The 26,179-nt window shown below is 63.8% G+C and carries 27 protein-coding genes; 15 read left to right on the forward strand and 12 right to left on the reverse strand.

The genetic code is table 11. The annotated features are described in order from the left end of the window. Positions 1–246 precede the first annotated feature (246 nt). The 7 genes from I3253_RS01325 to I3253_RS01355 all read right to left on the reverse strand — a co-directional run bounded on the left by I3253_RS01325 (position 247) and on the right by I3253_RS01355 (position 6,751). Positions 247–888: a 50S ribosomal protein L25/general stress protein Ctc gene (locus I3253_RS01325; protein ID WP_197915817.1), complete on the reverse strand. Its 642-nt coding sequence runs from the start codon at positions 886–888 to the stop codon at positions 247–249. A 126-nt stretch (positions 889–1,014) separates the two neighbouring features. After that, the gene (locus I3253_RS01330; protein WP_197915818.1) at positions 1,015–1,638 is read right to left on the reverse strand and encodes a hypothetical protein; all 624 of its coding nucleotides are present in this window, start codon (positions 1,636–1,638) and stop codon (positions 1,015–1,017) included. Positions 1,639–1,711: 73 nt separating this feature from the next. Next, entirely contained in the window at positions 1,712–2,875 is a 1,164-nt protein-coding gene (locus tag I3253_RS01335) for an alpha-hydroxy acid oxidase (RefSeq protein ID WP_197915819.1), read from the reverse strand. 127 nt (positions 2,876–3,002) lie between these two features. Next, complete coding sequence (locus tag I3253_RS01340; RefSeq protein ID WP_197915820.1) at positions 3,003–4,574, reverse strand: trimethylamine methyltransferase family protein; 1,572 nt, start codon at positions 4,572–4,574, stop codon at positions 3,003–3,005. Positions 4,575–4,873: 299 nt separating this feature from the next. Beyond that, positions 4,874–5,665: a tryptophan synthase subunit alpha gene (trpA, locus tag I3253_RS01345; protein WP_197915821.1), complete on the reverse strand. Its 792-nt coding sequence runs from the start codon at positions 5,663–5,665 to the stop codon at positions 4,874–4,876. A gap of 84 nt (positions 5,666–5,749) precedes the next feature. Further along, the gene (locus I3253_RS01350) at positions 5,750–6,247 is read right to left on the reverse strand and encodes an acyloxyacyl hydrolase (RefSeq protein ID WP_197915822.1); all 498 of its coding nucleotides are present in this window, start codon (positions 6,245–6,247) and stop codon (positions 5,750–5,752) included. Positions 6,248–6,346: 99 nt separating this feature from the next. Then, entirely contained in the window at positions 6,347–6,751 is a 405-nt protein-coding gene (locus tag I3253_RS01355; protein ID WP_197915823.1) for a VOC family protein, read from the reverse strand. Positions 6,752–6,843: 92 nt separating this feature from the next. On the opposite strand from I3253_RS01355, the gene ychF reads away from it, so the two are divergent. The 7 genes from ychF (at position 6,844) to tig (ending at position 14,269) form a co-directional block, all read left to right on the forward strand. Continuing rightward, positions 6,844–7,941 (forward strand): redox-regulated ATPase YchF, encoded by a 1,098-nt coding sequence (gene ychF / locus I3253_RS01360; protein WP_197915824.1) that lies wholly within the window; start codon positions 6,844–6,846, stop codon positions 7,939–7,941. 179 nt (positions 7,942–8,120) lie between these two features. After that, a complete protein-coding gene (locus tag I3253_RS01365) occupies positions 8,121–9,050 on the forward strand; it encodes a branched-chain amino acid ABC transporter permease (RefSeq protein ID WP_197915825.1) in 930 nt (309 codons plus the stop codon). Continuing rightward, entirely contained in the window at positions 9,040–10,023 is a 984-nt protein-coding gene (locus I3253_RS01370) for a branched-chain amino acid ABC transporter permease (protein WP_197915826.1), read from the forward strand. The genes I3253_RS01365 and I3253_RS01370 overlap by 11 nt, the downstream gene beginning before the upstream one ends. Beyond that, the gene (locus I3253_RS01375; RefSeq protein ID WP_197915827.1) at positions 10,016–10,771 is read left to right on the forward strand and encodes an ABC transporter ATP-binding protein; all 756 of its coding nucleotides are present in this window, start codon (positions 10,016–10,018) and stop codon (positions 10,769–10,771) included. The genes I3253_RS01370 and I3253_RS01375 overlap by 8 nt, the downstream gene beginning before the upstream one ends. Further along, positions 10,768–11,457: an ABC transporter ATP-binding protein gene (locus I3253_RS01380; protein WP_197915828.1), complete on the forward strand. Its 690-nt coding sequence runs from the start codon at positions 10,768–10,770 to the stop codon at positions 11,455–11,457. The genes I3253_RS01375 and I3253_RS01380 overlap by 4 nt, the downstream gene beginning before the upstream one ends. Positions 11,458–11,692: 235 nt before the next feature. Then, positions 11,693–12,793 carry a porin family protein gene (locus tag I3253_RS01385; RefSeq protein WP_197915829.1) on the forward strand — a complete coding sequence of 367 codons (1,101 nt, stop codon included), beginning with the start codon at positions 11,693–11,695 and terminating at the stop codon, positions 12,791–12,793. A 141-nt stretch (positions 12,794–12,934) separates the two neighbouring features. Then, positions 12,935–14,269: a trigger factor gene (gene tig, locus I3253_RS01390; protein WP_197915830.1), complete on the forward strand. Its 1,335-nt coding sequence runs from the start codon at positions 12,935–12,937 to the stop codon at positions 14,267–14,269. A 377-nt stretch (positions 14,270–14,646) separates the two neighbouring features. Here tig and I3253_RS01395 read toward each other — a convergent pair whose 3' ends face one another. The 5 genes from I3253_RS01395 to rpsF all read right to left on the reverse strand — a co-directional run bounded on the left by I3253_RS01395 (position 14,647) and on the right by rpsF (position 17,503). Beyond that, positions 14,647–15,126, reverse strand: a complete 480-nt coding sequence (locus I3253_RS01395) for a lytic transglycosylase domain-containing protein (protein WP_197915831.1) — start codon at positions 15,124–15,126, stop codon at positions 14,647–14,649. Continuing rightward, positions 15,119–16,114 carry a hypothetical protein gene (locus I3253_RS01400; RefSeq protein WP_197915832.1) on the reverse strand — a complete coding sequence of 332 codons (996 nt, stop codon included), beginning with the start codon at positions 16,112–16,114 and terminating at the stop codon, positions 15,119–15,121. The genes I3253_RS01395 and I3253_RS01400 overlap by 8 nt, the downstream gene beginning before the upstream one ends. Before the next feature lie 132 nt (positions 16,115–16,246). Beyond that, positions 16,247–16,882, reverse strand: a complete 636-nt coding sequence (gene rplI / locus I3253_RS01405) for a 50S ribosomal protein L9 (protein WP_197915833.1) — start codon at positions 16,880–16,882, stop codon at positions 16,247–16,249. 13 nt (positions 16,883–16,895) lie between these two features. Then, positions 16,896–17,123 carry a 30S ribosomal protein S18 gene (gene rpsR, locus I3253_RS01410; protein WP_197915834.1) on the reverse strand — a complete coding sequence of 76 codons (228 nt, stop codon included), beginning with the start codon at positions 17,121–17,123 and terminating at the stop codon, positions 16,896–16,898. A gap of 26 nt (positions 17,124–17,149) precedes the next feature. Next, on the reverse strand, positions 17,150–17,503 hold the full coding sequence (rpsF, locus tag I3253_RS01415; RefSeq protein WP_197915835.1) for a 30S ribosomal protein S6: 354 nt from the start codon (positions 17,501–17,503) through the stop codon (positions 17,150–17,152). A 226-nt stretch (positions 17,504–17,729) separates the two neighbouring features. Between rpsF and I3253_RS01420 the strand changes: the two genes are divergently transcribed. The 8 genes from I3253_RS01420 to I3253_RS01455 all read left to right on the forward strand — a co-directional run bounded on the left by I3253_RS01420 (position 17,730) and on the right by I3253_RS01455 (position 26,040). Beyond that, positions 17,730–18,275 carry a hypothetical protein gene (locus tag I3253_RS01420; protein ID WP_197915836.1) on the forward strand — a complete coding sequence of 182 codons (546 nt, stop codon included), beginning with the start codon at positions 17,730–17,732 and terminating at the stop codon, positions 18,273–18,275. A 154-nt stretch (positions 18,276–18,429) separates the two neighbouring features. Then, entirely contained in the window at positions 18,430–19,371 is a 942-nt protein-coding gene (fabD, locus tag I3253_RS01425; protein ID WP_197915837.1) for an ACP S-malonyltransferase, read from the forward strand. 77 nt (positions 19,372–19,448) lie between these two features. Continuing rightward, positions 19,449–20,186: a 3-oxoacyl-[acyl-carrier-protein] reductase gene (gene fabG, locus I3253_RS01430; protein ID WP_197915838.1), complete on the forward strand. Its 738-nt coding sequence runs from the start codon at positions 19,449–19,451 to the stop codon at positions 20,184–20,186. A gap of 227 nt (positions 20,187–20,413) precedes the next feature. After that, positions 20,414–20,647 carry an acyl carrier protein gene (locus I3253_RS01435; protein ID WP_093094441.1) on the forward strand — a complete coding sequence of 78 codons (234 nt, stop codon included), beginning with the start codon at positions 20,414–20,416 and terminating at the stop codon, positions 20,645–20,647. A 240-nt stretch (positions 20,648–20,887) separates the two neighbouring features. Further along, a complete protein-coding gene (locus tag I3253_RS01440; RefSeq protein ID WP_197915839.1) occupies positions 20,888–21,634 on the forward strand; it encodes a 1-(5-phosphoribosyl)-5-[(5-phosphoribosylamino)methylideneamino]imidazole-4-carboxamide isomerase in 747 nt (248 codons plus the stop codon). A gap of 163 nt (positions 21,635–21,797) precedes the next feature. Next, positions 21,798–23,063, forward strand: coding sequence for a beta-ketoacyl-ACP synthase II (fabF, locus tag I3253_RS01445; RefSeq protein ID WP_197915840.1), 1,266 nt, complete (start codon positions 21,798–21,800; stop codon positions 23,061–23,063). Next, positions 23,063–24,214 (forward strand): endolytic transglycosylase MltG, encoded by a 1,152-nt coding sequence (gene mltG, locus I3253_RS01450; RefSeq protein ID WP_197915841.1) that lies wholly within the window; start codon positions 23,063–23,065, stop codon positions 24,212–24,214. Before fabF ends, mltG begins: the two co-directional genes overlap by 1 nt. 503 nt (positions 24,215–24,717) lie before the next feature. Then, the gene (locus I3253_RS01455; RefSeq protein ID WP_456300818.1) at positions 24,718–26,040 is read left to right on the forward strand and encodes a DNA-packaging protein; all 1,323 of its coding nucleotides are present in this window, start codon (positions 24,718–24,720) and stop codon (positions 26,038–26,040) included. Positions 26,041–26,179 lie beyond the last annotated feature (139 nt).

Below are 26,179 nucleotides of genomic sequence, written 5' to 3' on the forward strand. Positions count from 1 at the left end.
GGTTCGGCGCGTTGGATCGATGATGGCGCGCCGGATGTGCCTGCCGTCGGGGTTGGCTTTGCGCGCGACGGCGCGCAGCCCTGTCAGGGGCCGGCCGTTCCCGGTGCCGGGCAGGTGGTGCCGCTTGTTCGGGCAGGTCCGCGCCATGGCGTGAGTTGGCTGTCCGGGCCATGTCTGCCACCCGACAAAAAACGGCGCCCCGATGGAGCGCCGTTTTCAAAACCGTCGGGATAGCCCGAACAGGTCTTATTCTTCGGTGGCTTCTGCCTCGGCCTCGTCGCCTTCGGCCTCGTCATCTTCGTTATCCGAGGAGCGCAGGCTCGACGGGGCGGAGATGTTGGCGATCACGAAGTCACGATCGATCGTGGGCTTGGCGCCTTCGGGCAGGGTCACGTCCGAGATGTGCACGATGTCGCCGATATCCAGGTTGGCCAGATCGACCGTGATGCTTTCGGGGATGTCGCCCGCGGTCACGTTCAGTTCCACTTCGGGACGCACGATCGTCAGCACGCCGCCCTTCTTGATGCCGGGTGCGATGTCTTCATTGATGAAATCGACATGGATGAAGAGGCTGATTTTCGAGGTGCGGCGCAGGCGCAGCAGATCGAGATGCGTGGGAAGGTCCTTGACCACGTCACGCTGGACGTTGCGGCAGATCACGCGCACGTCTTCCTGGCCTTCAACCTTGAGGTTGAACAGGGTCGACAGGAAGCGGCCTGCTTTCAGTTGCTTGAGCAGGACGTTGAACGGCACCTTGATCGGCAGCGGATCGGCCTCGCCACCATAGACGACACCGGGAACGTAACCGTCGCGACGCGCCTGACGAGCGGCGCCCTTGCCTGTCCCCGTGCGTGCTTCGGCGTGAAGATCAGGAATCTGACCAGCCATGTTGAATACTCCAATAGATAGGGCAGGGTGCCTCCAAGGCTGTCACCCCGCGTGAAGCCGCGTCCTTAACGCGGATTCGCCCGGTTGCAAAGGGGGTTTTGGCCCCGGAGCGGCGGTTTTTCGGCGCTATCGCTCACAATAGGCGCGCAGCACGCCATCGGCCTGTTGAATACGGTCATAAAGCGCGAATTCGGCGGCGCGGGCGGCGCGCAGTTTCGCCTCGACATCGGGCGAAAGGGGGGCGGGGATTTCGGGCGAGACATTCTTTTGCCTGGGTTCGACTTCGCGTCCGAAACGTTCGGCCAGGAAATCGCGCAGCAGGCGCTGGCGGTCATAGGCAAAGAGGTGGTGGATCGGCAGGCCGCGCCCCGCAAGCGTGAGAAAGCTGTGCTGGTTGCCGATCCCGGCGGGCCTGGACGGCTTGTCCGAGATCACGTCAAGCACGTAGTCGTCAAAGCTGACCCCGCCGTGGCAATGCTTGTTGTCGCCCATGCGATCCGGGCTGCGGTATCTGTACCAGCTGCGGATCACATCGACGGGATCGCGCATCACCGCGATACGTTCGGGCCTGAGACCGTAGGTTTGTTCGAGAAAGGGCGCAAAGCGTGCGTGGAACTTGCCCACGGTCATGTGTTTGGTGGCCTTGGTGAACACGATGTCGGCGGCGGGGCGCAGGGCAAGCTCGTAGGCGGTGGTGCCGGTTTTCGGCACGGAAAGAAACGCGAGATTCTGTTTGAAAAAGACCAGCAAATGACCTGCCCCTGATATGCCCGGCGACACTATTGCGCGCCGGGCGGGGGCTGTCCAGTTGCCAGGGCGTGGCCTATTGCCAGCGGCCTTCGAAATCTTCCGGGATCAGAAGGATGTCGCGGTTCACCTCGTCAATGCGGCGATGCCCGCACAGCGCCATGGAGATGTCCATCTCGTTGTGGATCACGCGCAGCGCCTCTTCGACACCCTTCTGGCCCATGGCGCCAAGCCCGTAGACAAAGGCGCGCCCGATATAGGTGCCCTTGGCGCCCATCGCCATGGCCTTGAGCACGTCCTGGCCCGAGCGGATGCCGCTGTCGAGATGGACTTCGATCTTGTCGCCCACCGCATCCAGGATCGCGGGCAGGGCGCGGATCGAGGACAGCGCGCCGTCAAGCTGGCGCCCGCCATGGTTGGACACGATGATGGCGTCGGCCCCCACCGACAGGGCCATCCTGGCATCCTCGGCATCCAGAATGCCCTTGAGGATGACCTTGCCGCCCCATTCTTCCTTGAGCTTGCGCACCTTGTCCCAATCCAGCGAGTGGTCAAAGCTCTCGCGGGTCCAGGCGCCCAGATCGGCCGCATCCGAGATGCCGTCGACATGGCCGACGATATTGCCGAAATTGCGCCGTTTGGCGCCCAGCATCTCGATGCCCCAGGACCATTTCGTCATCAGGTTGGCAATGGTCGACGGCGTCAGTTTGGGCGGGGCGGAGAGGCCGTTTTTCAGATCCTTGTGGCGCTGGCCCAGAATTTGCAGATCCAGCGTGATCACCAGAGCCGAACATTTGGCATCCCTGGCACGCTGGATCAGGCGGCTGACATAATCGGTGTCACGCATGGTATAGAGCTGAAACCAGAAGGGTTTGGTGGTGGCCTCGGCAACCTCTTCGATCGAGTTGATCGACATGGTGGACAGCGTGAAGGGCACGCCGAATTTCTCGGCGGCGCGGGCGGCCTTGATCTCGCCATCGGCGCATTGCATCCCTGTGAGGCCCACGGGCGCAAGGGCGACGGGCATGGCCACGTCCTGACCGATCATCCGGGTTGCGGTGGACCGGTTGGTCATGTCCACGGCGACGCGCTGTTTCAGGTAGATCCTGTCAAAATCCGAGCTGTTCTCGCGAAAGGTCTGTTCCGTCCAGCTGCCGGATTCGGCGTAGTCGTAGAACATGCGCGGCACGCGGCGGTGATAGAGGCGTTTGAGATCGTCGATGCAGGTGATGACGGGCATAATGGCTCACTTTCCCTCATATTGGTAAATGTTCTTTACCAATGAGGCCTGATTGACGCAACGGGAAATTGGCCGCAGGGGCGGCGGCACTGCGATAGCGGGACGTGAGTTCGCGCGAATGGGTCGGTCAGATCGTGTCGACCGCGCCGGCGCCGGAATAAACCTCGACGATATGCTTGTCGGCGGCTTTGGCAAGGGCGGCGATTTCGCGGCGCTGATCCTGCGACAGCACACCGCCTTTGGGCTGGGCGCTGATCGCGGCCAGCGCCTGATCGCGGGCGACATCAAAGGCCGCGCGGCGGCCGCAGGATTCGTAATCGTCGCGCCCCATGCGCTGAAACACGCGCGGGATGTGCTGATCGCGGCACCCGGCGACGGTGTGGTCGCTGTCAAGGAAGTGGCCGCCCTGGGCGACGCGCATCATTTCATCGAAATTGAGCGCCTCGTCAGTGATGTCGGGGGTGCGGATGAAGCGGCGCGTCATGGCGCCGATCTCGTTGTCCAGAACGGCCTGCACCGGGCTGAACACGGTGGCGCATTCCAGCTGGCCGATGCCGCCAAGGATGTCGGCGCCTGACAGGGCCACGGTTTGCATCAGGAGCGCGCGTTCGGCCATCGACTGGTGATCGGCGTCGGGCGTGTCCGAGCCGGAGCCATAGGTGTGGGCCATGAGCCCATAGCCCTGTTTGACCATCTGGATCGAGAGGGCGGCGGCCTGAAGCGCCTCGACGCTGGATTGCAGGGCCGAGCCGGTGCGCATGTCGAGCGCGAACATCAGCGGCGTGGCGATCACCGGCAGGCCGGGCGAGAGCACATGGGCCATTGTCACCATGCCGACGATCTCGGCCACGGCCATCAGCGCCAGCGCGGCGGGCGACAGCGGCGCGGTGCCGCCGGCGCTGGGCAGCGAGCAGGCATGGACCGGGACGCCGTATTTGCCGCAGGCGATGATCACCTCGGTGTCCATGTGTTTAAATTCCAGCGGCGAGAAGGAACAGGTGATGGTGCTGGTGGACGGATATGCGCGCAGGGCGTCTTCGCCCCCGGCGGCGATGGCGGCGATTTTCAGCAGGTAGTCGACGTTTTCCTTCTGGTAGGGCTGCATCCAGACATGTTTGTTGGTGTGGCTGGTGATGCGGGCATAGGAATGGATGTCGGACGTGACTTCGGGCACGCCATGCACGAAGGGATGGGCGATGAAGCCGACCTGATCAAGCGTGTCGGCCACGGCGGCGATCTCGCCCGCGGCGGTGAGATCCATGTTGCGGTATGAGGCATCGCGCGGATCGACATAGCCATGCCCGCCGGTGCCGGTGCGCAGGATGAAGCCCTTGTCGCCGCGCGGCACGTTCATGTCGAAGGGACGGGTCTTGCCCGCGAGGGTGCAGGATTTGGGCGTGGCGGCGAGCGCCTCGTTGACCAGCGCGCGGGGCAGGCGGAAGCGCCCGGCCTCGGCGGCTTCGGTGGCACCGGCCTTGCGCAGCGCCTCCTGGGCGGCGGGGTGCACGATGGTCATGCCGTAATCTTCGAGCAGGGTGTGGACACGCTGTTTCAGTGTTTCAAGGCGGGTGTCGTCGAGAAAGCCGAACCCTGCGCGCGGGGCGATGATGTGATCCAGCGAAAAGGCATCGGCGCCGGCCCGGCTGACGGGTGGGTTCTTGCGGCCGCGACGTTTGCGGGGGGTGGTGTTCTGCTCCATTTCGGGTCCTCCGGAGATGAAAAACGCGGAAATGGCACACACCGATTAAAGCTCACTGCCTGCCGACTTGAGCGACCGAAGCGTAGCAGGGGCGGGAAATGGATCAAGAGATTTGTGGGAGTGAAGGCCCGGAATAAAGGCGTGCTCTGCACGCCGCCGGGCAGCGCCCGACCGCCCCATGGGCGGGCGCTTTTGTGAGGTTGGAGCCAGGCTCCAACATGGTAGATATTGGATGGATAAAGCGCTTCGTTCAGAGGGTGTTTGCGCCCACCCCGGTCGGGCGCTGCCCGGCACAAACCTCAGGCCGAATGCGCGCCGTCGGAGAGGGTTTTTACAAACTCCAGCACTTCGGACACAGGCTTGCCTGCGCCGATCTGGCCGACGATGGCCGAGCCAACCACGGCACCGTCCGCGACAGAGGCGATGGCGCGGGATTTTTCCGGCGTGTTGATGCCGAAACCGACGATCACCGGCAGGTCGGTTGCCGCCTTGATACGCGCCACTTCGGGGCCGACATCGCCCGCCTCGGCCTCGGCGGATCCGGTGATGCCGGTGATCGACACGTAATAGACAAAGCCGGAGGTGTTCTGCATCACCTTGGGCAGGCGCCGGTCATCGGTGGTTGGGGTTGCCAGGCGGATGAAATTCATGCCGGCGGCCTGGGCCGGGATGCACAGTTCGTCATCTTCCTCGGGGGGCAGATCGACCACGATCAGCCCGTCGATCCCGGCCGCCCTGGCATCGGACAGGAACTTCTCGACGCCGCGCGAATAGATCGGATTGTAATAGCCCATCAGCACGATCGGGGTGGTGGTATCGGTCTTGCGGAACTCGGTCGCCAGATCGAGTGTTTTTTGCAGGGTCATGCCCGCGTCGAGCGCGCGCTGACCGGCCAGTTGGATGGTCGGGCCGTCGGCCATGGGATCGGTGAAGGGCAGGCCCAGTTCGATCACGTCGACCCCGGCGCCGGGCAGGCCCCGCACGATGTCCAGCGAGGTTTCGTAATCGGGATCGCCGGCCATGACATAGGCCACGAAAGCCTTTTTCCCGGCGGCCCGGAGCTCTGCGAATTTGGCGTCGATGCGAGTCATCACCTGGTCCCTTTTGCTGATCGGTTCCCATGTGCCGGAACCGGCAGGGGAAATCAATCCCGCCCGCATTCGCACCGGGAGGGTTCAGAACCGGTAGTGATACCGCAGCAGCACGGTGTTTACCCCGGGATTGGTGGTGGAGATGCCGGCGTTGGATTTATGCACGAAGGCCAGCGACAGGGCGGCGTTGTTCTTCAGGGTATAGCCCAGCCCCAGCAGGGTGCGGAATTCCAGCGTGTCGCCCAGATCGTTCACCGCCGGACCTTCGAAATAGGCGCCGGGCATCAGGCTCAGCTCGGCAAACCAGCGGTCATCGAAATTGTACTTGTTGACGATCCCCGCCCCGACAAAGGCATCGCCTTCAAGATCGGTTCCCAGAACCGCGCCCCAGCTGACCGACAGGTTGCCGACACTGTAGAACGGGGCACTTTGGTATTCCAGTTCGATGGCGGCGCTGTCGATGGCGTTGCCCAGCGAGAAGTCGGAATAGCCCAGCCCGACGATCACCTCCTGGGCGGGGGCGGGGGCGGCGGTGGCGGCAAGGCCGAGCGCGGCGAGACCGCAGAGCAGGGTATTCTTCATGGTGTGACTCCCTTGCCTGTCAAAACCGATGTCATGGCGGGAAGGATGCGCATGAATTGCGCGTATGGCAAGAGGGAGGCGGCAAAGCGTCAAGTGGGCCTAGGTGGGGGCGACGCCGATCATCCAGTTGGTGCCAAAGCGGTCACGCACCATGCCGAATGCCGGGGCAAAGAAGACCGGCCCATAGGGCATGGTCACGTCGCCGCCCTCGGCCAGACGGTCGAATATGGCCTGGCCTTCCTCGGGGGTGGCGACGGAATGATTCACGCTAACCGACATTTGCGGCTGGAATGGCTGGCCCGGCATGGAGTCCGAGGCCATGAGCGCGTGCGCGCCCAGCATGATATGCGAATACATCACCGCGTCCGACGGGGGCAGGTTTGCCTCGGGCGGGGCATCCGAGAAGCGCAGGATCTGGATTTCGTCGGCGCCGAACAGGTCGGCATAAAAGGTCATGGCCTCGGCGGCGTTTCCGTCAAAGCGAAGAAAGGGCGCGAATGTCATGGGCTGGTCCTCCTGAAACCAGGGTAACACGCGGCTTGCGCCCCCTCCAAACTTTGCCTATTGCCACGACGAGTTTGTGACAGGAGGCCGGGATGGGTTTCAAGATGGGGATCGTGGGGCTGCCCAATGTGGGCAAGTCGACCCTTTTCAATGCGCTGACGCGGACGGCGGCGGCGCAGGCGGCGAATTTCCCGTTCTGCACGATCGAGCCGAATGTGGGCGAAGTGGGCGTGCCTGATGCGCGGCTGGACAGGCTGGCGGCGATTGCCAAGTCCAAACAGGTGATCCCGACGCGGATGACATTCGTGGATATCGCCGGGCTGGTGAAGGGCGCCAGCAAGGGCGAGGGGCTGGGCAACCAGTTTCTGGCCAATATCCGCGAGGTGGACGCGATTGCCCATGTGCTGCGCTGTTTCGAGGATGGCGATGTGACCCATGTGGAGGGGCGCGTCGATCCGGTGGCCGATGCGGACACGATCGAGACCGAGCTGATGCTGGCCGATCTGGAAAGCATCGAGAAGCGGCGCGCCAATCTGGTGCGCAAGCTGAAGGGCAATGACAAGGAGGCCCAGCAGCAGGACCGGTTGCTGGCGGCGGCGCAGGCGGTGCTGGAAGATGGCCAGCCCGCGCGGGTTGTCGAGGTGAACGCGGAAGACGCCAAGGCGTGGAAGCTGTTGCAGCTGCTGACCACCAAGCCGGTGCTGTATGTCTGCAATGTCGGTGAATCCGAGGCGGCGCAGGGCAACGCATATTCCGCCAGGGTGGCGGAAATGGCCGCGGCGCAGGGCAATTCCCATGTGATCATCTCGGCCCAGATCGAGGAAGAGATCAGCCAGCTGGAAGACGATGAGGCGGCGATGTTCCTGGAGGAAATGGGGCTGGAGGAGGCCGGGCTGGACCGGTTGATCCGGGCCGGATACGAGCTGTTGCACCTGGAGACCTATTTCACCGTCGGTCCCAAGGAGGCGCGCGCCTGGACCATCCGGCAGGGCACGCTGGCGCCGCAGGCGGCGGGTGTGATCCATGGTGATTTCGAAAAGGGTTTCATCCGGGCCGAGACCATCGCCTATGACGATTTTATCGCCTGCAACGGCGAACAGGGCGCCAAGGAAGCGGGCAGGATGCGCGCCGAGGGCAAGGGATACGAGGTGAAGGACGGGGATGTTCTGCATTTCCTGTTCAACACCTGAACCGCGCGGTCAAGAGGGCGCCGGTTGGCGCCCTTTTTGTTTGAAAATGCCACAGGTTGCGGGGCTTTTGCGCCGGGGATCGGCCTGGAGAGTTGAAATCCGCGCGAAAACCCGCAGAACCGGGAGAGACTGATATCAGGGCGCGATGCGACGCGCGGGTCCGGGGGGGATGGACAGCCGTGAGCACGGTGCTTTTGATCGAACAGACGCTGAACGGGCTGCAATTCGGGATGATGCTGTTCCTGATGGCGGCGGGGCTGACGCTGATCTTCGGGGTCATGGGGCTGATCAACCTGGCGCATGGATCGCTGTACATGGTGGGCGCCTTTGCCGCCGCCGCGGTGGCGGGGGCGACGGGATCGTTCCTGTTGGCGCTGGCGGCGAGCCTTGTGGCGGCGGCCCTTGCGGGTGTTGTGGTGGAGATGACGGTGATCCGGCGACTGTATGACCGGGATCATCTGGATCAGGTGCTGGCGACATTCGCGCTGATCCTGATTTTTTCGGAAGGCACGCGCTGGGTATTCGGCTCGTTCCCGCTGTTCCTGGACCGGCCTGACTGGCTTGCGGGGACGGTGATGCTGCCTTTTGGCATCGAGTATTCCCTGTACCGGCTGTCGATCATCGGGGCGGGGCTGGTGGTGGCTGCCGGGTTGTTCTGGATGATCGCGCGCACGCGGATCGGCATCCAGATCCGCGCCGGCGAGAACGATCGCGAGATGATCGGGGCGCTGGGGGTGAATATCGCGCGGCTTTACACGCTGGTCTTTGCGCTGGGCGCGGCGCTGGCCGGGATTGCGGGCGCGATGATCGGCGCGATCCAGTCGGTGCAGGTGGGCATGGGCGAGCCGGTGCTGATCCTGGCCTTCGTGGTGATCGTGATCGGGGGTATCGGATCGATCAAGGGGGCGCTGGTGGGCGCGTTGCTGGTGGGGCTGACCGACACGCTGGGCCGGTTGCTGTTGCCGCAGCTTTTCGGGCTGGTGATGGCGCCGTCGGCGGCGATGTCGGTGGGGGCGTCGTTGTCGTCCATGGCGATCTATATCCTGATGGCCGGGGTGCTGATCTTTCGGCCTTCGGGCCTGTTCGGGAGGGCCCGGGATGCGGCGTGAGCGCAGTCTGAACATGGCGTTGATGGCGGTTTTGCTGGTCTTTCCGCTATGGGCGTGGAGCGCGGATGAGCCGTTTCTGATCACGCTGAGCACGCGGGCGGTGATCTTTGCCATTGCCGGGGTGGGGCTGAATTTCGCGCTGGGGCTGGGCGGGCTGGTGAGCCTGGGCCACGCGGCGTTTTTCGGGATCGGGGGCTATGCGATGGGCATCCTGGCCTATCACGCGCAAACCTATACGCCGTTGATGGAATGGCCGCTGCTGATCGAGGGCAGCAAGGCGATGCCGGTGATCTGGGCGGTGGCGATCATGGCCTCGGGGCTGGCGGCGCTGGGCATCGGGGCGCTGTCGTTGCGCACGACGGGTGTGTATTTCATCATGATCACGCTGGCCTTTGCGCAGATGTTCTATTTCTTCACGATCAGCTGGCCCAGTTATGGCGGCGAGGACGGGCTTTCGATCTATGTGCGCAATGGCCTGTTCGGGCTGAACACGATGGATCCGATCACGTTTTATGCGATCAGCTATGGCTGGCTGGTGGTGGTTCTGTTCGTGGTGTCGCGCGCGGCGCGCGCGCCGTTCGGGCTGGCGCTGAGCGCGGCGCGCCAGAACGCGGCGCGGGTGCAGGCGGTGGGGCAGGTGCCCTATCGGCTTTATCTTGTGGCCTTTACCATTTCGGGCGCGATCACCGGGTTGGCCGGGGCGCTGTTTGCCGATCTGAACCGGTTTGTCAGCCCGACGATGTTCAGCTGGCAGACCAGCGGCGAGATCATGGTGTTTGTCATTCTGGGCGGTGTCGGGCGGGTTTTTGGCCCGGTTGCGGGGGCGGCGCTGTTCATTTTGCTGGAGCATCTTCTGGGCGGTGTCAGCGAGTTCTGGCTGGTGTATCTGGGGGCGATCCTGCTGGGGGTGGTGCTGTTTGCGCGGGGCGGGCTTTACGGGCTGATCGCGGGCCGGGAGGTGGCGCATGACTGAGCCGATCCTGAAGGTGGAGGGGCTGAGCAAGGCGTTTGGCGCGCTGGAGGCGAGCCGCGATATCTGGCTGGACCTGCGTCCCGGAGAGATCCACGCGCTGATCGGGCCGAACGGGGCCGGAAAATCGACGCTGATCCAGCAGATTGCCGGGGGGCTGGCACCGGATCGCGGGCGGGTGCTGTTTGACGGGCGCGACGTGACCGCGCTGAGCACGGCGGCGCGGGCGCGGCTGGGGCTGGGGCGGACGTTCCAGATCTCGTCGCTGGCGATGGAATACACGGTGTTGCAGAACGCTGTGCTGGGGGCGCTGGGGCGGCGGGGCGGCGTGTTCAGGTTCTTCCGTCCCGTAATGCGGGACGCGGCCTTGCTGAAAGCGGCGCGCGCGGCGCTGGAGCAGGTTGGGCTGGCCGGAGTGGAGCGGGTGCGCACCGCTGAGTTGAGCCATGGGCAGCGGCGCCAGCTGGAAGTGGCGGTGGCGCTGACGCTGCGCCCGCGCGCCTTTCTGATGGACGAGCCGATGGCGGGGCTGGGCGCAGAGGGCACGCGCGCGATGACGGCTTTCCTGCGCAGGCTGAAGACGCAGGCGCCGATCCTGCTGGTGGAACATGACATGGACGCGGTTTTCGCGCTGGCCGACCGGATCAGCGTGCTGGTTTATGGCGGGATCATCGCCAGCGGCAGCGTGCAGGAGGTGCGCGGCGATCCCGAGGTGCGCCGGGCCTATCTGGGCGAGGAGGGCGCGCCATGAGCCTGTTGGACCTGTCGGGTGTGTCGGCCTTTTACGGGCCGAGCCAGGCGCTGTTTGATGTGTCGCTGACGGTGCAGCCCGGCGAGGTGGTGGCGCTGATGGGGCGCAATGGCATGGGCAAGTCAACCACGGTGAAAGTGATCTGCCGTCTGTTGAAGCATCGTGACGGCACGGTCGCGTTTGACGGGCGTGACATCGGGCGGTTGCCGGCGTTTCGCGCCGCAAGGGCGGGGATCGGGCTGGTGCCCGAGGGGCGGCGCTGTTTCGCCACACTGAGCGTGTTCGAGAACCTGATCGCGGCGGCGCGGCCGGGACCGTGGGATTTTGCGGCGGTGAGCGATCTTTTCCCGCGCCTGGGCGAGCGGCGCGACCAGGGGGCGGCCTCGCTTTCCGGCGGCGAACAGCAGATGCTGGCGATCGGGCGGGCGCTGATGACCAACCCGCGCCTGCTGATCCTGGACGAGGCCACAGAGGGGCTGGCGCCGGTGGTGCGCCAGGAAATCTGGGCGGCAATCGGGCGGCTGAAGGCGGAATCCGGGATGGCGATCCTGGTGATCGACAAGTCGATCCGGGAACTGGCGGCGGTCGCCGACCGGGCGGTGATCCTGGAAAAGGGTGTGAGTGTCTGGACCGGGCCGCTGGCGGCGCTGACGCCGGATGTGACGGACCGGTATCTGGGTGTGTAGGGCCGGCGGCGCGGGCGTGCCCGCCTGACTTGCGCGGTATCGCGCAGGTTGGGCGTGGCGGCGGGACGGGTGACGTGGGGTCATGGCCATTGCGCTACAGATGGAATTTTTCCTGATGTTTTTTCGTGGCTTGCCGTGACGAGACGCGCGGGATGTGGCATCATTGTTCGTGTAATGATTGTGCCGAGTCGGCTGATATCCAGCCCGAGGCACTGTAAATCCCTGGAGTGAGAACATGAAAGTCCGTCGCATCAATCGTATTGGCACCAAGGCAGCATTGGCCGGGGTTGCGGGGCTGCTGGCAACGACGGCAGCGGCGCAGGAAAGTGCCGCTGTGGATTTCTATGGCCAGATCAACCCCACGTTCCTGTCGTTTGACGATGGCGTGAGCAGCACCGACATCCTGACGGACAACGATCATTCCAATACGCGGATCGGCATGTGGGCGCGGGGGATTCTGGGTGTCGAGGGGCTGGATTTCAACTTTGAAACCGCGCTTGGCCTGCCGTCGTCCAGCGCGACTTCGCAGACCAACACGCCGGACTGGACATGGGACGAAACCAAGCTTCGGAAGGTCGATCTGTCTTATGGCGGCAGCTGGGGCAAGGTTTATGTGGGTCAGGGCAGCATGGCGACCGATGGCGCGTCCCAGAAGGACATGTCGGGGACCACGCTTGTCAATTATTCGGCGATCCCCGATTCCGCCGGGTCTTTCATGTTCCGCAATGCCGCCGGGGTGCTGACGACGCGTCAGGTGAAGGACAATTTCAAGGATCTGGACGGTGCGCGGCGTGCACGCCTGCGCTATGACACGCCGGAATTCTCGGGGTTCAAGCTGTCGGCGGCGATTGGTGAAGAGGTTCTGGCAACGGGCAACGACAATACCTATTACGACATTGCGGCCACCTATTCCGGGGGCAGCGACGCGGTGGCGGTGAGCGCCGCGCTTGGCACGGCCTGGACGGACGCGACGACGGGCACAAGCCGTCAGACCACAGGATCGGTGGCCGTGTTGCACAAGGATAGCGGCCTGAACGGCGCGTTTTCCGCCGGTGCCGTGGATGGCGGCGGCGACTACCTTTATGCCAAGGTCGGCGTCATCCGGAACTGGCTTTCGGTCGGATCGACGGCTGTATCTGTCGATTATTACGAGAGCAGCGATTTCGTCGTTGGTGAACGTGGGGATGCGGTTGGATTCGGGATTGTGCAGAAGTTCGACAAGCAGAACATTGAAGCCTATTTCGGATATCGGACCTACAGTCTGACCGACACCACGGGGGCGGTGGCCTATCGCGATGCCGAGCACTACATGCTTGGTGCGCGGTTCCGGTTCTGACCTTGCGCAATTCGCTGCCCGGTGGGCGCGAAACTGGGCAGATGCCCCTTGCACCGGGCGGTGAGGGACTCTAGAAGAAGCCAGATTTTTTTGATTGCGCGCGGGGGTCGTCCCGCGCGCTGCTACTTATGGGGAATCCTGATGCAGGTCACCGAAACGCTGAACGAAGGTCTGAAGCGCGGCTACAATATTGTCGTGTCCGCCGCGGAACTGGACGAGAAAGTCAACGAAAAGCTGGTCGAAGCGCAGCCCGAAATCGAGATGAAGGGGTTCCGCAAGGGCAAGGTGCCGATGCCGCTGTTGAGAAAGCAGTTCGGCGAGCGCCTGCTGGGCGAAGCCATGCAGGAAGCGATCGATGGCGCCATGACCCGGCATTTCGAAGAGTCGGGCGAAAAGCCGGCGCTTCAGCCCAAGGTCGAGATGAAGAACGGCGAAGAGTGGAAGCCGGGCGCCGACGTGGAAGTCGAGATGTCTTATGAGGCGCTGCCTGAAATTCCCGAGGTCGATCTGAAATCGGTCAGCCTGGAGAAAATGGTGGTCAAGGCCGATGAGGCCGCCGTGGAAGAGGCGCTGGGCAACCTGGCCGAGAGCGCGCAGGATTTCAAGGCGCGCCGCAAGGGGTCCAAGGCCAAGGACGGCGACCAGGTGGTGATGGATTTTGTCGGCAAGGTTGACGGCGAGGCGTTTGAGGGCGGATCGGCGGAAGATTTCCCGCTGGTGCTTGGCTCGAACCAGTTCATCCCCGGCTTTGAAGAACAGCTTGTGGGTGTGAAGGCCGAGGAAGAAAAAGACGTGACCGTCACCTTCCCGGAAGAGTACCAGGCCGAGCATCTGGCCGGGAAAGAGGCCGTGTTCTCGTGCACCATCAAAGAGGTGAAAGAACCGACCGCCGCCGAAATCAATGACGATCTGGCCCAGAAATTCGGGGCCGAGGATCTGGCCGGGCTGAAGGCCCAGATCACCGAGCGTCTGGAATCGGAATATGCCGGAGCCGCCCGCGCGGTGATGAAGCGCGCGTTGCTGGACAAGCTGGACGAAATGGTGTCGTTCGATCTGCCGCCGACGCTGGTGGAGGCGGAAGCCGGCCAGATCGCCCATCAGCTGTGGCATGACGAAAACCCGGACGTGGAAGGCCATGATCACCCCGAAGTCGAGCCGACCGAAGAGCACACCAAGCTGGCAGAGCGCCGTGTGCGTCTGGGGCTGCTGCTGGCCGAACTGGGCCAGAAGGCCGAGGTGGAGGTGTCTGACGCGGAAATGACGCAGGCGATCATGAACCAGGCACGCCAGTATCCGGGCCAGGAGCGCCAGTTCTTTGAATTCGTGCAGCAGAACGCCCAGATGCAGCAACAGCTGCGCGCGCCGATCTTTGAAGACAAGGTTGTCGATTATGTGTTCGAACTGGCCACGGTGACCGACAAGGACGTGTCCAAGGACGATCTGCAAAAAGCGATCGAAGAGCTGGACGAAGAATAAAGATCGGGCGTAATGCCTGACCGGGATTGGCCCGGAGCCCATGAGGCTCTGGGCCTTTTTCTTGGGCGCGTCATGCGTATCGGTTTCGTGTCGTGCCGTGCTGTTTGGGTGCCATCTTTGGGCTGGTTGGATTTGGCGCCAGCCGAAGGGGTTGCCATGGATTTCAAGGCATTCGGCAAGCAGGCCCATGATGCGTTCCGCGCCAATGATCGGGACGGCCCGATCCGGATGCTGAACCTGAAGCGTTCCGCGAAAACCTGACCCGGCGGATCTTGGCGGAGCGCGCGAAACGCTGAGGCAGGCCGCAGTGGAAGACAGCCGCCTGATCCGCATGATGCCTATGAAGGCCAGCGGGGATTTCGGGGCATAGGTGCGGGTCAGGGGCGCAGGCCGGTTTCCTGCAACAATCCCAGCCGCTTGGCCTCGTAATAATAGCCGCGCGCATACCATTGCACCGCCTTGTCGGGATCGCCGCCGGCCACGAGATTAGCGCCACGCAGGTATTTGACCGCGTATTTGAGATTGGTTTCGGCATCCAGCAACCCGGCGGCATCGCCGCGATAGCCCATGGTGCGGGCGGTGGGCAGCTGGATCTGCATCAGGCCCAGATTGGGGCCGTTGCGCGCGCGCGGGCGGTGGGTGCTTTCGCGGATGATCACGCGGTGCACGAGCGATCGGGGCACGTCGTAAAGATCGGCGTATTGGTTGATCAGGCGGCGCAGTTCGGGGGTTTCATTGGGGTAGAGCGGCGGCGCGTTACGGTCAGGTTCCCGGCGCGACCCACAGGCCGAGAGCAGCGGTGCCGAGAGCAGGAACGCAACCAGGCGGCGGCGGGGCAGCGGGCGGTGGTCAGTCATGCGAAAGCCTTTGCAGGGACGCTTCGAGCCGGGGCGCGGACAGCGAGAAATGTTCGGCGATCAGCGTGAGGCGGTGGCGCCAGTCAAGCCGTTTGCGTGCCTGCACGTGGTTGTGATGGGCGAGGTCCGGTGTCCAGCGGTCCAACGCTTCGCGGATCACGTCGAGCCCTTCGGCCCGCGAAAAGAGCGGGATGTCGAGCACGGCCTCGGGCCAGAGCAGGCTGGCGAAGGATGCGTCCCCACGGGGCGGGACACCGGCAACCACGGCGCCGGCGGCCAGAGAATCGGTCCAGCGGGCGGTGATATATTCTTCGGTCTTGTGGACATAGGGCGCGGGGGACACGAGGTTGGATGAGGCCAGCACGAATCTCGCACGTTTGTACCAGGAAAACAGATGCGCCATCTCGTCGTCGGCCTTGCCCATGGGCGGGCGGCCGTGAAAGAGGATGCCGCGCGCGGCACAATCGGCGGCGGCGGCGGCGTCGTCTTCCCACACGGGCGGCTGGCGCCCGACCCGCAGAAGATCAAGATCGCGCTCGGGCGTGCCGCTGCCCAGGGTCAGCACGTCGCTGCCCCAGGGCAGGATGGTGGTGGGCAGGCCGGAGATGGCGGCAAAGGCGGCGGCATCGTTGGGCCGGGTGACAAAGAGGTGGTCGAACTGCCCGGCAAGATCGCGCCGGTTGGCGTGATCGGTGTGGAAACTGTCGATGATCCAGGCGGCGGCGCGGTCATAGCCGTCACGCCAGCCCGGCGTGGTCAGCGCAAAGCGCAGATCGGCGGCTGTCATGGCGATGAACAGCACATGCGGCTTGCCCGCAACGGGCCGGCGGCGGCGCAGGCGGGCGAGGTGGCGGGCGAAGCCGGACCCGTCGCCGGGCGCGCGCATGGCGGTGGCGTCCAGCTCTGAACAAGCCAGGGATATCAAGTGGTTGATGGGTGCCCAGCCGATATGGGGGCTGACTTTATGAAGAATGACCAGCCCGCTCATACATGGCCCCGATCTGGTTGCTCTTTGCCCCTGTACGGGCGGTTGACGCGAGTATGGCAGCGGCGCGTGCAATAAGAAAGGCCGCGCCCGGAATTGCCGGGCGCGGCCTGCGAAAACTTGCCTGAGAGAGGCCTATTTCTCTTCGGCGGTCTCTTCGGTGTTGTCCGTGGCACCGTCATCGGATGCCGGGATCATGTCGTCGTCATCCGCGGCGGCGGCCCCGATATCGTCGAACAGTTCGGCGATTTCGAATTCTGCCTCGGCCTCGGCCTCGGCGGCCAGTTCCTGGATCGACTTGCCCGACGCCTGAAGCTCGGCTTCTTCTTCCGAGCGGGCGACGTTCAACTGGATCGTGACATCGACCTCGGGGTGCAGCAGCACGTGCACGTCATGCAGGCCCAGTTCCTTGATCGGCTTGGCCAGTGCGACCTGTTTCTTGTCGACCGAGAACCCACCGGCGGTGGCGGCATCGGCGGCGTCACGCGGGGTGACGGAGCCGTAGAGCGCGCCCGCGTCGGAGGCGGAGCGAATCACGATGAACTGCTGACCGGACAGGCGTTCGCCCAGAGCTTCGGCCTCTTTCCTGGTTTCCAGGTTGCGCGCTTCGAACTGCGCTTTCTGGGCCTCGAAGGACGCGATGTTGGCATCCGACGCGGTGAGAGCCTTGCCCTGGGGCAGCAGGAAGTTGCGCGCGAAGCCGGCCTTGACGTCGACAACGTCGCCCATCTGGCCCAGCTTGGCAACGCGTTCAAGAAGGATAACTTGCATCTGTCAGGTCTCCTTATTTCACGGCGTAGGGCAGCAGGGCGAGGAAGCGGGCGCGTTTGATGGCACGGGCCAGTTCACGCTGCTTCTTGGCCGATACGGCGGTGATGCGGGACGGCACGATCTTGCCGCGCTCGGAGATGTAGCGCTGAAGCAGTTTCGTGTCTTTGTAGTCGATCCTGGGTGCGTTGTCGCCCGAGAAGGGGCAGACCTTGCGGCGGCGGAAAAACGGTTTTGCAGCCATGACTTAGTGTCCTTTCTTCAAGCTGATCAGCGGCGCTCGCGACGGGTGTCGCGGTCGTCACGTTTCTGCATCTGGATCGAGGGACCCTCGGCGTGCTCGTCGACCTTGATGGTCAGGACGCGCATCACGTCGTCATGCAGGCGCATCAGGCGTTCCATTTCCTGAACAGCCGGCGCGGGGGCGTCGGATTTCAGGAAGGCATAGTGGCCCTTGCGGTTCTTGTTGATCTTGTAGGCCATCGTCTTGACGCCCCAGTACTCGCTGTCGATGACGTTGCCGCCATTGTCAGCCAGAACGGTGCCAAAATGTTCGATGAGGCTTTCTGCTTGCGCGTTGGACAGATCCTGGCGCGAGATGAAAACATGCTCGTAAAGCGGCATGTGCTCTCCATTCATTTTCAGGCGCATTTCAAAGCGTGGGGCATCCGGCCTTTCGCGCCCCACCCACGAGAGACTGCGCGGTTCATATCTTTGCGAAAGGATGGCGCTGTATAGCCGAAATCCGGCGGTGTGCAACCCCGTGGAAAACATGCGCGGAAAACCCCCGAAATGGGGCGCGGCCAGCGGCGATTTCCCAACTGATGCCCCATTCTTGCCGGAATTCGCAATGAGGATGGTGGCAACGCAAATGACATCGGGCCAGCAAGGAGATCAGGACATGGTTGCGCTGACCAATTTCATGGAAGAGGCGCGCTCGCGGGTGGCGACGGTCGAAGGCAAGGGCCATTCGATGCCGGTGCGCGCGGCCTCGGTGATTTTCGGGTTCGGGTTCATCTGGGCCGGAACCGGGCTTTGGCTGGTGCCGGGGCTGGACATGACGCCCGGCGTCCTGCTGGCCAAGATGGGCCTGTCGATCCTGATGGTGACAGCCGGTGTGGGCATGACCCAGATCGCCACGGAAAAGCCGCGCATGGAACTGCATTTCGATGCGCGCAACCGTCAGCTTCTGGTTTATGAATCGCTGCCGCGCGGTCGAAAGCATGTGACGCGGGCAATCAATTACGAGGACATTGCGCGTGTCAACGTAACGGACACGTTGTTGCAGGTGCATGATGATTCCGGACGGGAACTGGTGGCGATGACGCTGGACGGGCCACATGCGCGGCTGGACGCCATTGCGCAACTGCGCAGCCAGGCCATCTTTCCCGGCTGATCCGGGGGCACGGCCAGGTCATCAATCATGAAAAAGGCCGACGGAGATCCGTCGGTCTTTCCGCACATGTTTGTTGAACAGCTTGACCCAAGGTCGTTGCGCCTCTGGTCCGGGCGCGGTATTCCCGGCAAAAGATGAACAAGGAGGACGGTCCATGAGCCGCGCATTCGTTTTTCCCGGGCAGGGCGCACAGACCATCGGTATGGGCAAGGCATTGGCCGAGGCCTATCCGGCGGCGCGGGCCGTGTTTGATGAAGTGGACGACGCTTTGGGTGAAAAGCTGAGCACGCTGATCTGGGAGGGCTCGCAGGACGATCTGACGCTGACGCATAATGCGCAGCCTGCGTTGATGGCGACCTCTCTGGCGGCGATGAAGGCGCTGGAGGCCGAGGGTGTCACGATTGCAGCGGCCTCTTATGTAGCGGGACATTCGCTGGGTGAGTATTCGGCACTGGCGGCGGCGGGGGCGCTGACGATCACGGATGCAGCGAGGCTGTTGCGCAAGCGCGGCGAGGCGATGCAGAAGGCCGTTCCCGTTGGGCAAGGCGCCATGGCGGCCCTGCTGGGGCTGGATTTCGAAAAAGCGCGTGATGTGGCCAAGGTGGCGGCGGAGGGCGAGATCTGCCAGGCGGCAAATGATAACGATCCGGGGCAGGTGGTTGTGTCGGGCCACAAGGGTGCGGTTGAGCGCGCGGTGGAGCTGGCACGGGAACATGGCGCCAAGCGCGCGGTGTTGCTGCCGGTGAGTGCGCCGTTCCATTGCGCCCTGATGCGTCCGGCGGCAGAGGCCATGGCCGAGGCGCTGAGCCATGTGAATATCGAGCGCCCTGCCGTGCCGGTGGTGGCCAATGTGGTGGCCGAGGCGATCAATGATCCGGCGACAATCCGGTCGCTGCTGGTGGATCAGGTGACGGGATCGGTGCGGTGGCGCGAATCGGTTCTTTGGATGGCGCAGCACGGGGTCAGCGAAGCCTGGGAGATTGGGGCAGGCAAGGCGCTGTCAGGCATGATCCGGCGGATTGACCGGTCGATCACGTGCAGGTCTGTGGGCACGCCCGAGGATGTGAAGGCCGCCGCGGGCAGCCTGAACGGCTGAGGCGGGGTCAAGAATTTTGGAAAATTCTTGCGCATTTTCTTTGCAAGAAAATGGTGCGGTGAACAAAGGATAGGGAAATGTTTGATCTGACTGGAAAAGCGGCGTTGGTGACAGGCGCGTCTGGCGGTATTGGCGGGGCGATTGCCAAGGCGTTGCATGGTGCGGGCGCGACAGTGGGCCTGTCGGGCACGCGTGTCGAGCCGCTGGAAGCGTTGGCGGCGGAGCTGGGTGAGAGGGCGCATGTCATGCCGTGCGATCTTGGCGACGGCGCGGCCGTGGATGCGCTGCCAAAGCAGGCCATCGCGGCGATGGGCGCGGTGGATATCCTGGTCAACAATGCGGGGATCACCCGCGACCAGATTTTCATGCGCATGTCGGATGAGGAATGGCAGAGTGTTCTGGACGTGAACCTGACCTCGACCATGCGTCTGTGCCGGGGCGTGATGCGCCCGATGATGAAGGCGCGCTGGGGGCGTATCGTGAATATCAGCTCGATCGTGGGCGCCACGGGCAATGCCGGGCAGGCGAATTATGCGGCCTCCAAGGCCGGGATGGTGGGGTTGACCAAATCCATCGCCTATGAGGTGGCCAGCCGCAACATCACCGTGAACGCGGTGGCGCCGGGGTTCATTGCCACGGCGATGACCGACAAGCTGACCGACGACCAGAAGGGCAAGATCAACGCCCAGATCCCGGCCAACCGAATGGGCACGCCGGAAGAGATTGCGGCCGCCGTGCTGTATCTGGCCAGTGCCGAGGCCGGGTATGTGACGGGGACCACCTTGCATGTGAATGGCGGCATGGCCATGTTGTGAACCTGTCACCGCCCGTAACCGGGTGGGTCGCGGATCACGTGCCGAAAGCGTTTGCCTTGTTGGGTGGATGTGCTATAGGCGGCGAAGATTTTCCCGGGGTGCCTACAGGGCAGGCTTGGGGCAGACCGGGCAGCCGGACAAGAACCGCCCTCGTGGGGCAAAAACCAGAGCCTGCCGTCAGGGTGGGAATTCAACGGGCCAGCTGGCCATGAAGATGAGGAAATGACATGAGCGACGTCGCAGACCGCGTGAAAAAGATCGTTGTAGAGCACCTGGGTGTGGAAGAGGACAAGGTTGTCGAGAACGCCTCGTTCATTGACGATCTGGGTGCAGACAGCCTGGACACCGTGGAGCTGGTGATGGCCTTTGAAGAAGAGTTCGGCATCGAGATCCCGGATGACGCGGCCGAAACCATCCAGACCTTCGGCGACGCGGTCAAGTTCATCTCGGAAGCCGCCTGAGCGTACCGGGTTGCCCTGCGGTCAAGCGGGGCGCCTGAGAGATTGAAACGCCCGCCTGCGCCTTGCGCGGCGGGCGTTTTCGATTCCCGCGCCGATTGGGGGGGTGTTGTGATAGAGTGTTCGTGACCGACATGACGGTTTCCGCCGTGGATTTGCCGATTTGGCGATATCCCCGTGTGGCGGAACGGTGAAGGATCCATTTGACCAGAGCCTGGTCGAACGGCAGTTGGGAGGACAGCCATGATCATCTATCCAACAATCGAGCTGATGGGCGGGAAATGCGTTTCGCTGACGCGCGGGAGGCTGAGCGAGCCGTCGATCTGGCATGTCGACCCGGTAGAGACAGCGCGGGGATTCGCTCAGGCCGGGGCCAGCTGGATGCATGTCACCGATCTGGACGGGGTGGCGGGGAGTGACCATGACAACGGTCCGCTGATCGAGGAAATCATTCGTGCGGCGGGTATCCCGGTACAGCTGGGCGGCGGATTCCGGGCGCGCGAGCGGGTCGAGCAATGGATCGACAAGGGCGCCGGGCGCGTGGTGATCGGAACGGCGGCGATTCGCGATCCGTCACTGGTGCTGGAACTGGCCAAGTATCACCCCGACCAGATTGTGCTGGCGATCGATATTTTCCAGGGGCAGCTGATGACCCATGGCTGGCAGGAAGCCAGCGCGATGCGCCCCGAAGACGTGCTGAGCGCCTTTGACGGCGCGCCGCTGGCCGGGGTGATCGTGACCGATATCGACAGCGACATCATGGATGGTGACGGGCAGATCGGGGTGATTGCCGGGCTGGCGGACCACACGCGCCATCCGGTGATCGCGCGGGGCACCGTGCGCGGGCCCGACGACGTATCGCGGCTGAATTACGTGCCGGGAATCGCCGGAACGATCATTGGCCGGGCGCTGTTTTCACGTGACGTGACTTTGGAAGACGCGCTGAAGCTGGCCCGGCCCGACACAGGCGCAAAGGCAGAGTTCATCTGAACGCGAAACCGGTTGCCACAACCGGGCCGCCGCCGCCGCGATGGCAGGTAACGCGGCTGGGGGCCGCGTCTTTTGCTGCGCGGTTTCCTGCCCCGTGCTCTTGCCCATCGGGGGTGATGCGGGGTATGAGCAAAAAAAGACTTCTGAGGAAGGGCACATCATCATGCGTCGTGTTGTTGTTACTGGGCTGGGGCTCGTTACGCCGCTTGCCAGCGGTGTCGAAGAAAGCTGGTCGCGGATTTTGGATGGGCAATCGGGGGCCGGGCCGATTACGCGGTTCGATGCCGAGGCATCGGGCGTGGCCACGACCTATGCCTGTGAAGTGCCGCGCGGTGACGGCAGCAATGGCACGTTCAATCCCGATGACTGGATGCCGCCCAAGGAACAGCGCAAGATCGAGGATTTCATCCTTTATTCCATCGCCGCGGCCGAGATGGCCTGTCGCGATGCGGACTGGTTGCCCGAAGACGAAGAGGCGCGCCTTCGCACCGGCGTGATGATCGGGTCGGGCATCGGTGGTCTTGGCTCGATTGCGCAAACCGCGAACCTGATCAAGGAGCGCGGGCCGCGCCGGGTGTCGCCGTTCTTTATTCCGGGGGCGCTGATCAACCTGGCCTCGGGGCAGGTGTCGATCCGGTTCGGCTTCAAGGGGCCGAACCATTCGGTGGTGACGGCCTGTTCCACCGGCGCCCATGCGATTGGCGATGCCAGCCGGATGATCAAATCGGGCGATGCGGATGTGATGATCGCGGGCGGGGGCGAAGCCTGTATCTGCGAGATCGGCATTGCCGGGTTCAACGCCTGCAAGGCGCTGTCGACAAAATATGCCGACAATCCACAGGCGGCGAGCCGTCCCTATGACGGTGATCGCGACGGGTTCGTGATGGGCGAAGGCGCGGGCGTTGTGGTGCTGGAAGACTATGAGCACGCCAAGGCGCGCGGGGCGAAAATCTATGCCGAGGTGCTGGGCTATGGCCTGTCGGGCGACGCTTATCACATTACCGCGCCGTCCGAGGATGGCGACGGGGCCGAACGCTCGATGCGGGCGGCGCTGCGCAATGCCGGGCTGGAACCTGCGGATCTGGATTATGTGAACGCGCATGGCACATCGACCATGGCGGACACGATCGAGCTTGGCGCGGTAGAGCGGCTGATGGGCGATGCGGCGGGCAAGATCACTATGTCTTCGACCAAGTCGATGACCGGCCACCTGCTGGGCGCGGCCGGGGCAATCGAGGCGATATTCTCGATCCTGGCGATCCGCGATCAGGTGGCGCCGCCCACCATCAACCTGGACAATCCGGCGGTGGAATCGCCTGTGGACCTGGCCCCGAATGCCAAGCGTGAACGCGACATAAACGTGGCCTTGTCGAATTCCTTTGGCTTTGGCGGCACCAACGCATCGGTGATCTTCGGAAAGGTTGACTGATGTGGCGCGCGATTGCCTCGAACGCGATCACGCTGTTGATCGTGGGGCTTTTCCTGTTGGGTGGTATCGTTCTGTTCGGCCAGTCGCAGTACAAGGCCGAGGGACCGCTGGAAGAGGCGATCTGTTTGCGGGTGGAGCGCGGTTCGAACATGAGCCGGGTTTCCCGCGATCTTGAGGGGAAGGGCGCGATTACCAATGGCACGCTGTTCCGGCTGGGGGCCGAGTATTCGGACAAGTCCGGGGCGCTCAAGGCCGGCAGTTTCCTGATCCCCGCCGGGGCCACGATGGCCGATATCACCGATATCGTGACCCGTGGCGGCGCCAGCACATGCGGCACCGAGGTGGTGTATCGCATCGGGGTAACGCAACAATCGGTGCAGGTGCGCGAACTGGATCCGGCGACGACAAAATTTGTCGAGGTGGCGGCGTTTGATCCCAAGGCGGAAGAATTCCCGCAGAGCTATACGCAAGTGCGCGGGCAGCCCGATACGCGCTATCGGATTTCCGTGGCCGAGGGTGTGACCAGCTGGCAGGTGATGGATGCCTTGCACGGCATCGATCTGCTGACGGGCGAGATTGAGCGGCCCGAGGAAGGATCGCTGGCGCCGGACAGCTATGAGGTGCGCGCCGGGGATACACGGGCCAGCGTTATCGAGCGGATGCAGGACGCGCAGCGCGTGTTGCTGGAAGCGGCCTGGGAAGGGCGGTCGGATGCGGTGCCGCTCTCAACGCCGCAGGAGTTGTTGATCCTTGCCTCGATCATCGAGAAGGAAACCGGTGTGCCGGAAGAACGCGGAACGGTGGCCAGCGTGTTCGTCAACCGGCTCAAGCGCGGGATGCGGCTGCAAACCGACCCGACGGTGATTTATGGTGTCACCAAGGGCGAGGGCGTGCTGGGGCGCGGGTTGCGCCAGAGCGAATTGCGGCGGGAAACGCCGTGGAATACCTATGTGATTTCCGGATTACCGCCCACGCCGATTGCCAATCCGGGCCGGGCCAGCCTGGAGGCGGCGGCCAATCCCGAGACCACGGATCTGATATTCTTTGTGGCGGATGGCACCGGCGGACATGCCTTTGCGGCCACTCTGGCCGAGCATAACCGCAATGTCGCCAAGTGGCGCCAGATCGAAGCCGAGCGCGCCAACCAATAGGCGTGCCCGGCGGAGGCAATATGGGCGATCTGTGCGTTAACCTTATGATAATACGGTAAAACTTGACCCGGCGTACGCTTTCGGGTAGAGATTGTGTCATGCTGGCAGACATGTGAACAGGCCCCGGGGCAAGCGCCCCCGCGGGCCTTTTTCATGTGTTGCTTGTGCGGAGGGGGCAACCGCGCATGAGAGGCAATGAGCACATATGACCCTGACTTCCCCGCCTGAGGGCGCCACGGAACTGACCCGACGGATCGAAGAGCTGCGCGACGCGTTGCAGGTGGTTTGCACAAACCTCGTGCAATGTGACGAAACGGTCTTGCGCCCGGAACACCGGGCGCTGGCCGAGGCGAAACATTTGCTGGACCAGGTGCGTGCCTGTGTCCGGCTGGCCATTGAAACGGAGACACGCTTTGACAACAGAACCCGAACGCAAGCGGGATGTACCCGCGCCACAGCCCTTGATCTTGAAGGGGCACGCGCTTCGATCCGGTGCCGACTGGATCGCCTCCGAACCTGCCGGGGTGCAGGCGGATTTCCTGGACAGTCTGAGTGAGGGAGAGCTTCTGGCTCTCCCTTTTCTGTTCGACTTCTGGGCGCTGCCGCACCAGCTTCCGCCCGAGGGAGACTGGAAGACCTGGGTGATCCTGGGCGGGCGCGGCGCGGGCAAGACCCGCGCCGGGGCGGAATGGGTGCGCATGATGGTCGAGGGATCGGGGCCGCTGGACGCAGGGCAGGCGCGGCGCGTGGCGCTGGTGGGGGAAACCATCGATCAGGTGCGCGAGGTGATGGTGATGGGCGAAAGCGGCATCATTGCCTGCTCGCCACCCGACCGCACGCCGGTCTGGGAGGCCGGGCGCAAGCGGCTGGTCTGGCCCAACGGCGCCATCGCGCAGGCGTTTTCGGCGCATGATCCGGAAGGGTTGCGCGGGCCGCAATTCGATGCGGCCTGGGTGGATGAGCTGGCCAAGTGGCGCAATGCGCAGGCGACCTGGGACATGTTGCAGTTCGGGCTGCGGCTGGGGGAGAATCCGCGCCAATGCGTGACCACGACGCCGCGCAATGTGGCGGTGCTCAAGGATCTGCTGAAGGCGCCCAGCACGGTGCAGACCTCGGCGCCGACCGAAGCCAACCGCGCCAACCTGGCCGGAAGTTTTCTGGAAGAGGTGCGCGCGCGCTATGCGGGATCGCATCTGGGGCGGCAGGAACTGGACGGGGTGCTGCTGGATGATCTGGAAGGGGCATTGTGGAAACGCGAGCATCTGGATGCGCGGCGGTTGAAGAAGGCGCCGGATCTGGATCGTATCGTGGTGGCGGTGGATCCGCCGGTGACGGGCCACGCGGGATCGGACGAATGCGGCATCGTGGTTGTGGGCGTGTGCATGCAGGGCGCAGTCAGGGACTGGACGGCGGTGGTGCTGGACGACGTGTCGGTACGGGCGGCCAGCCCGGACAACTGGGCGCGCGTGGCCATAGCCGCCATGGAAAGCTGGGGGGCGGACAAGCTGGTGGCCGAGGTTAACCAGGGCGGCGACATGGTTCAGGCGGTGTTGCGGCAGGTCGACCCGCTGGTGCCGTTCAAGGCGGTGCGGGCCTCGCGCGGGAAAGTGGCGCGGGCCGAGCCGGTGGCGGCGCTGTACGAGCAGGGCCGGGTACGCCACATGGCCGGGCTGGACGTGCTGGAAGACCAGATGTGCGCCATGACCATGCAGGGGTTCGAAGGCACCGGCAGCCCGGACCGGGTGGACGCGCTGGTCTGGGCGTTGACCGAGCTGATCGTGGAACCGGCCGCCAAGTGGCGCCGCCCCCGATTTCGCGCGCTTTAGAGGCGCAACACCCACCGCGCGGTGGGCTTGCGACGATTTAAGACAATCCCGCGATAACGGGTCTTGTCCAAGGCGGGCAAGGCAACAGGCCGGGGCGGCAAGGGCCGGACCGGTATCGCAGAACGTAGGAGCTTCAGAC

The sequence above is a fragment of the Thiosulfatihalobacter marinus genome (assembly GCF_016019955.1).
Classification (GTDB): Bacteria; Pseudomonadota; Alphaproteobacteria; order Rhodobacterales; family Rhodobacteraceae; genus Shimia; species Shimia marinus_A.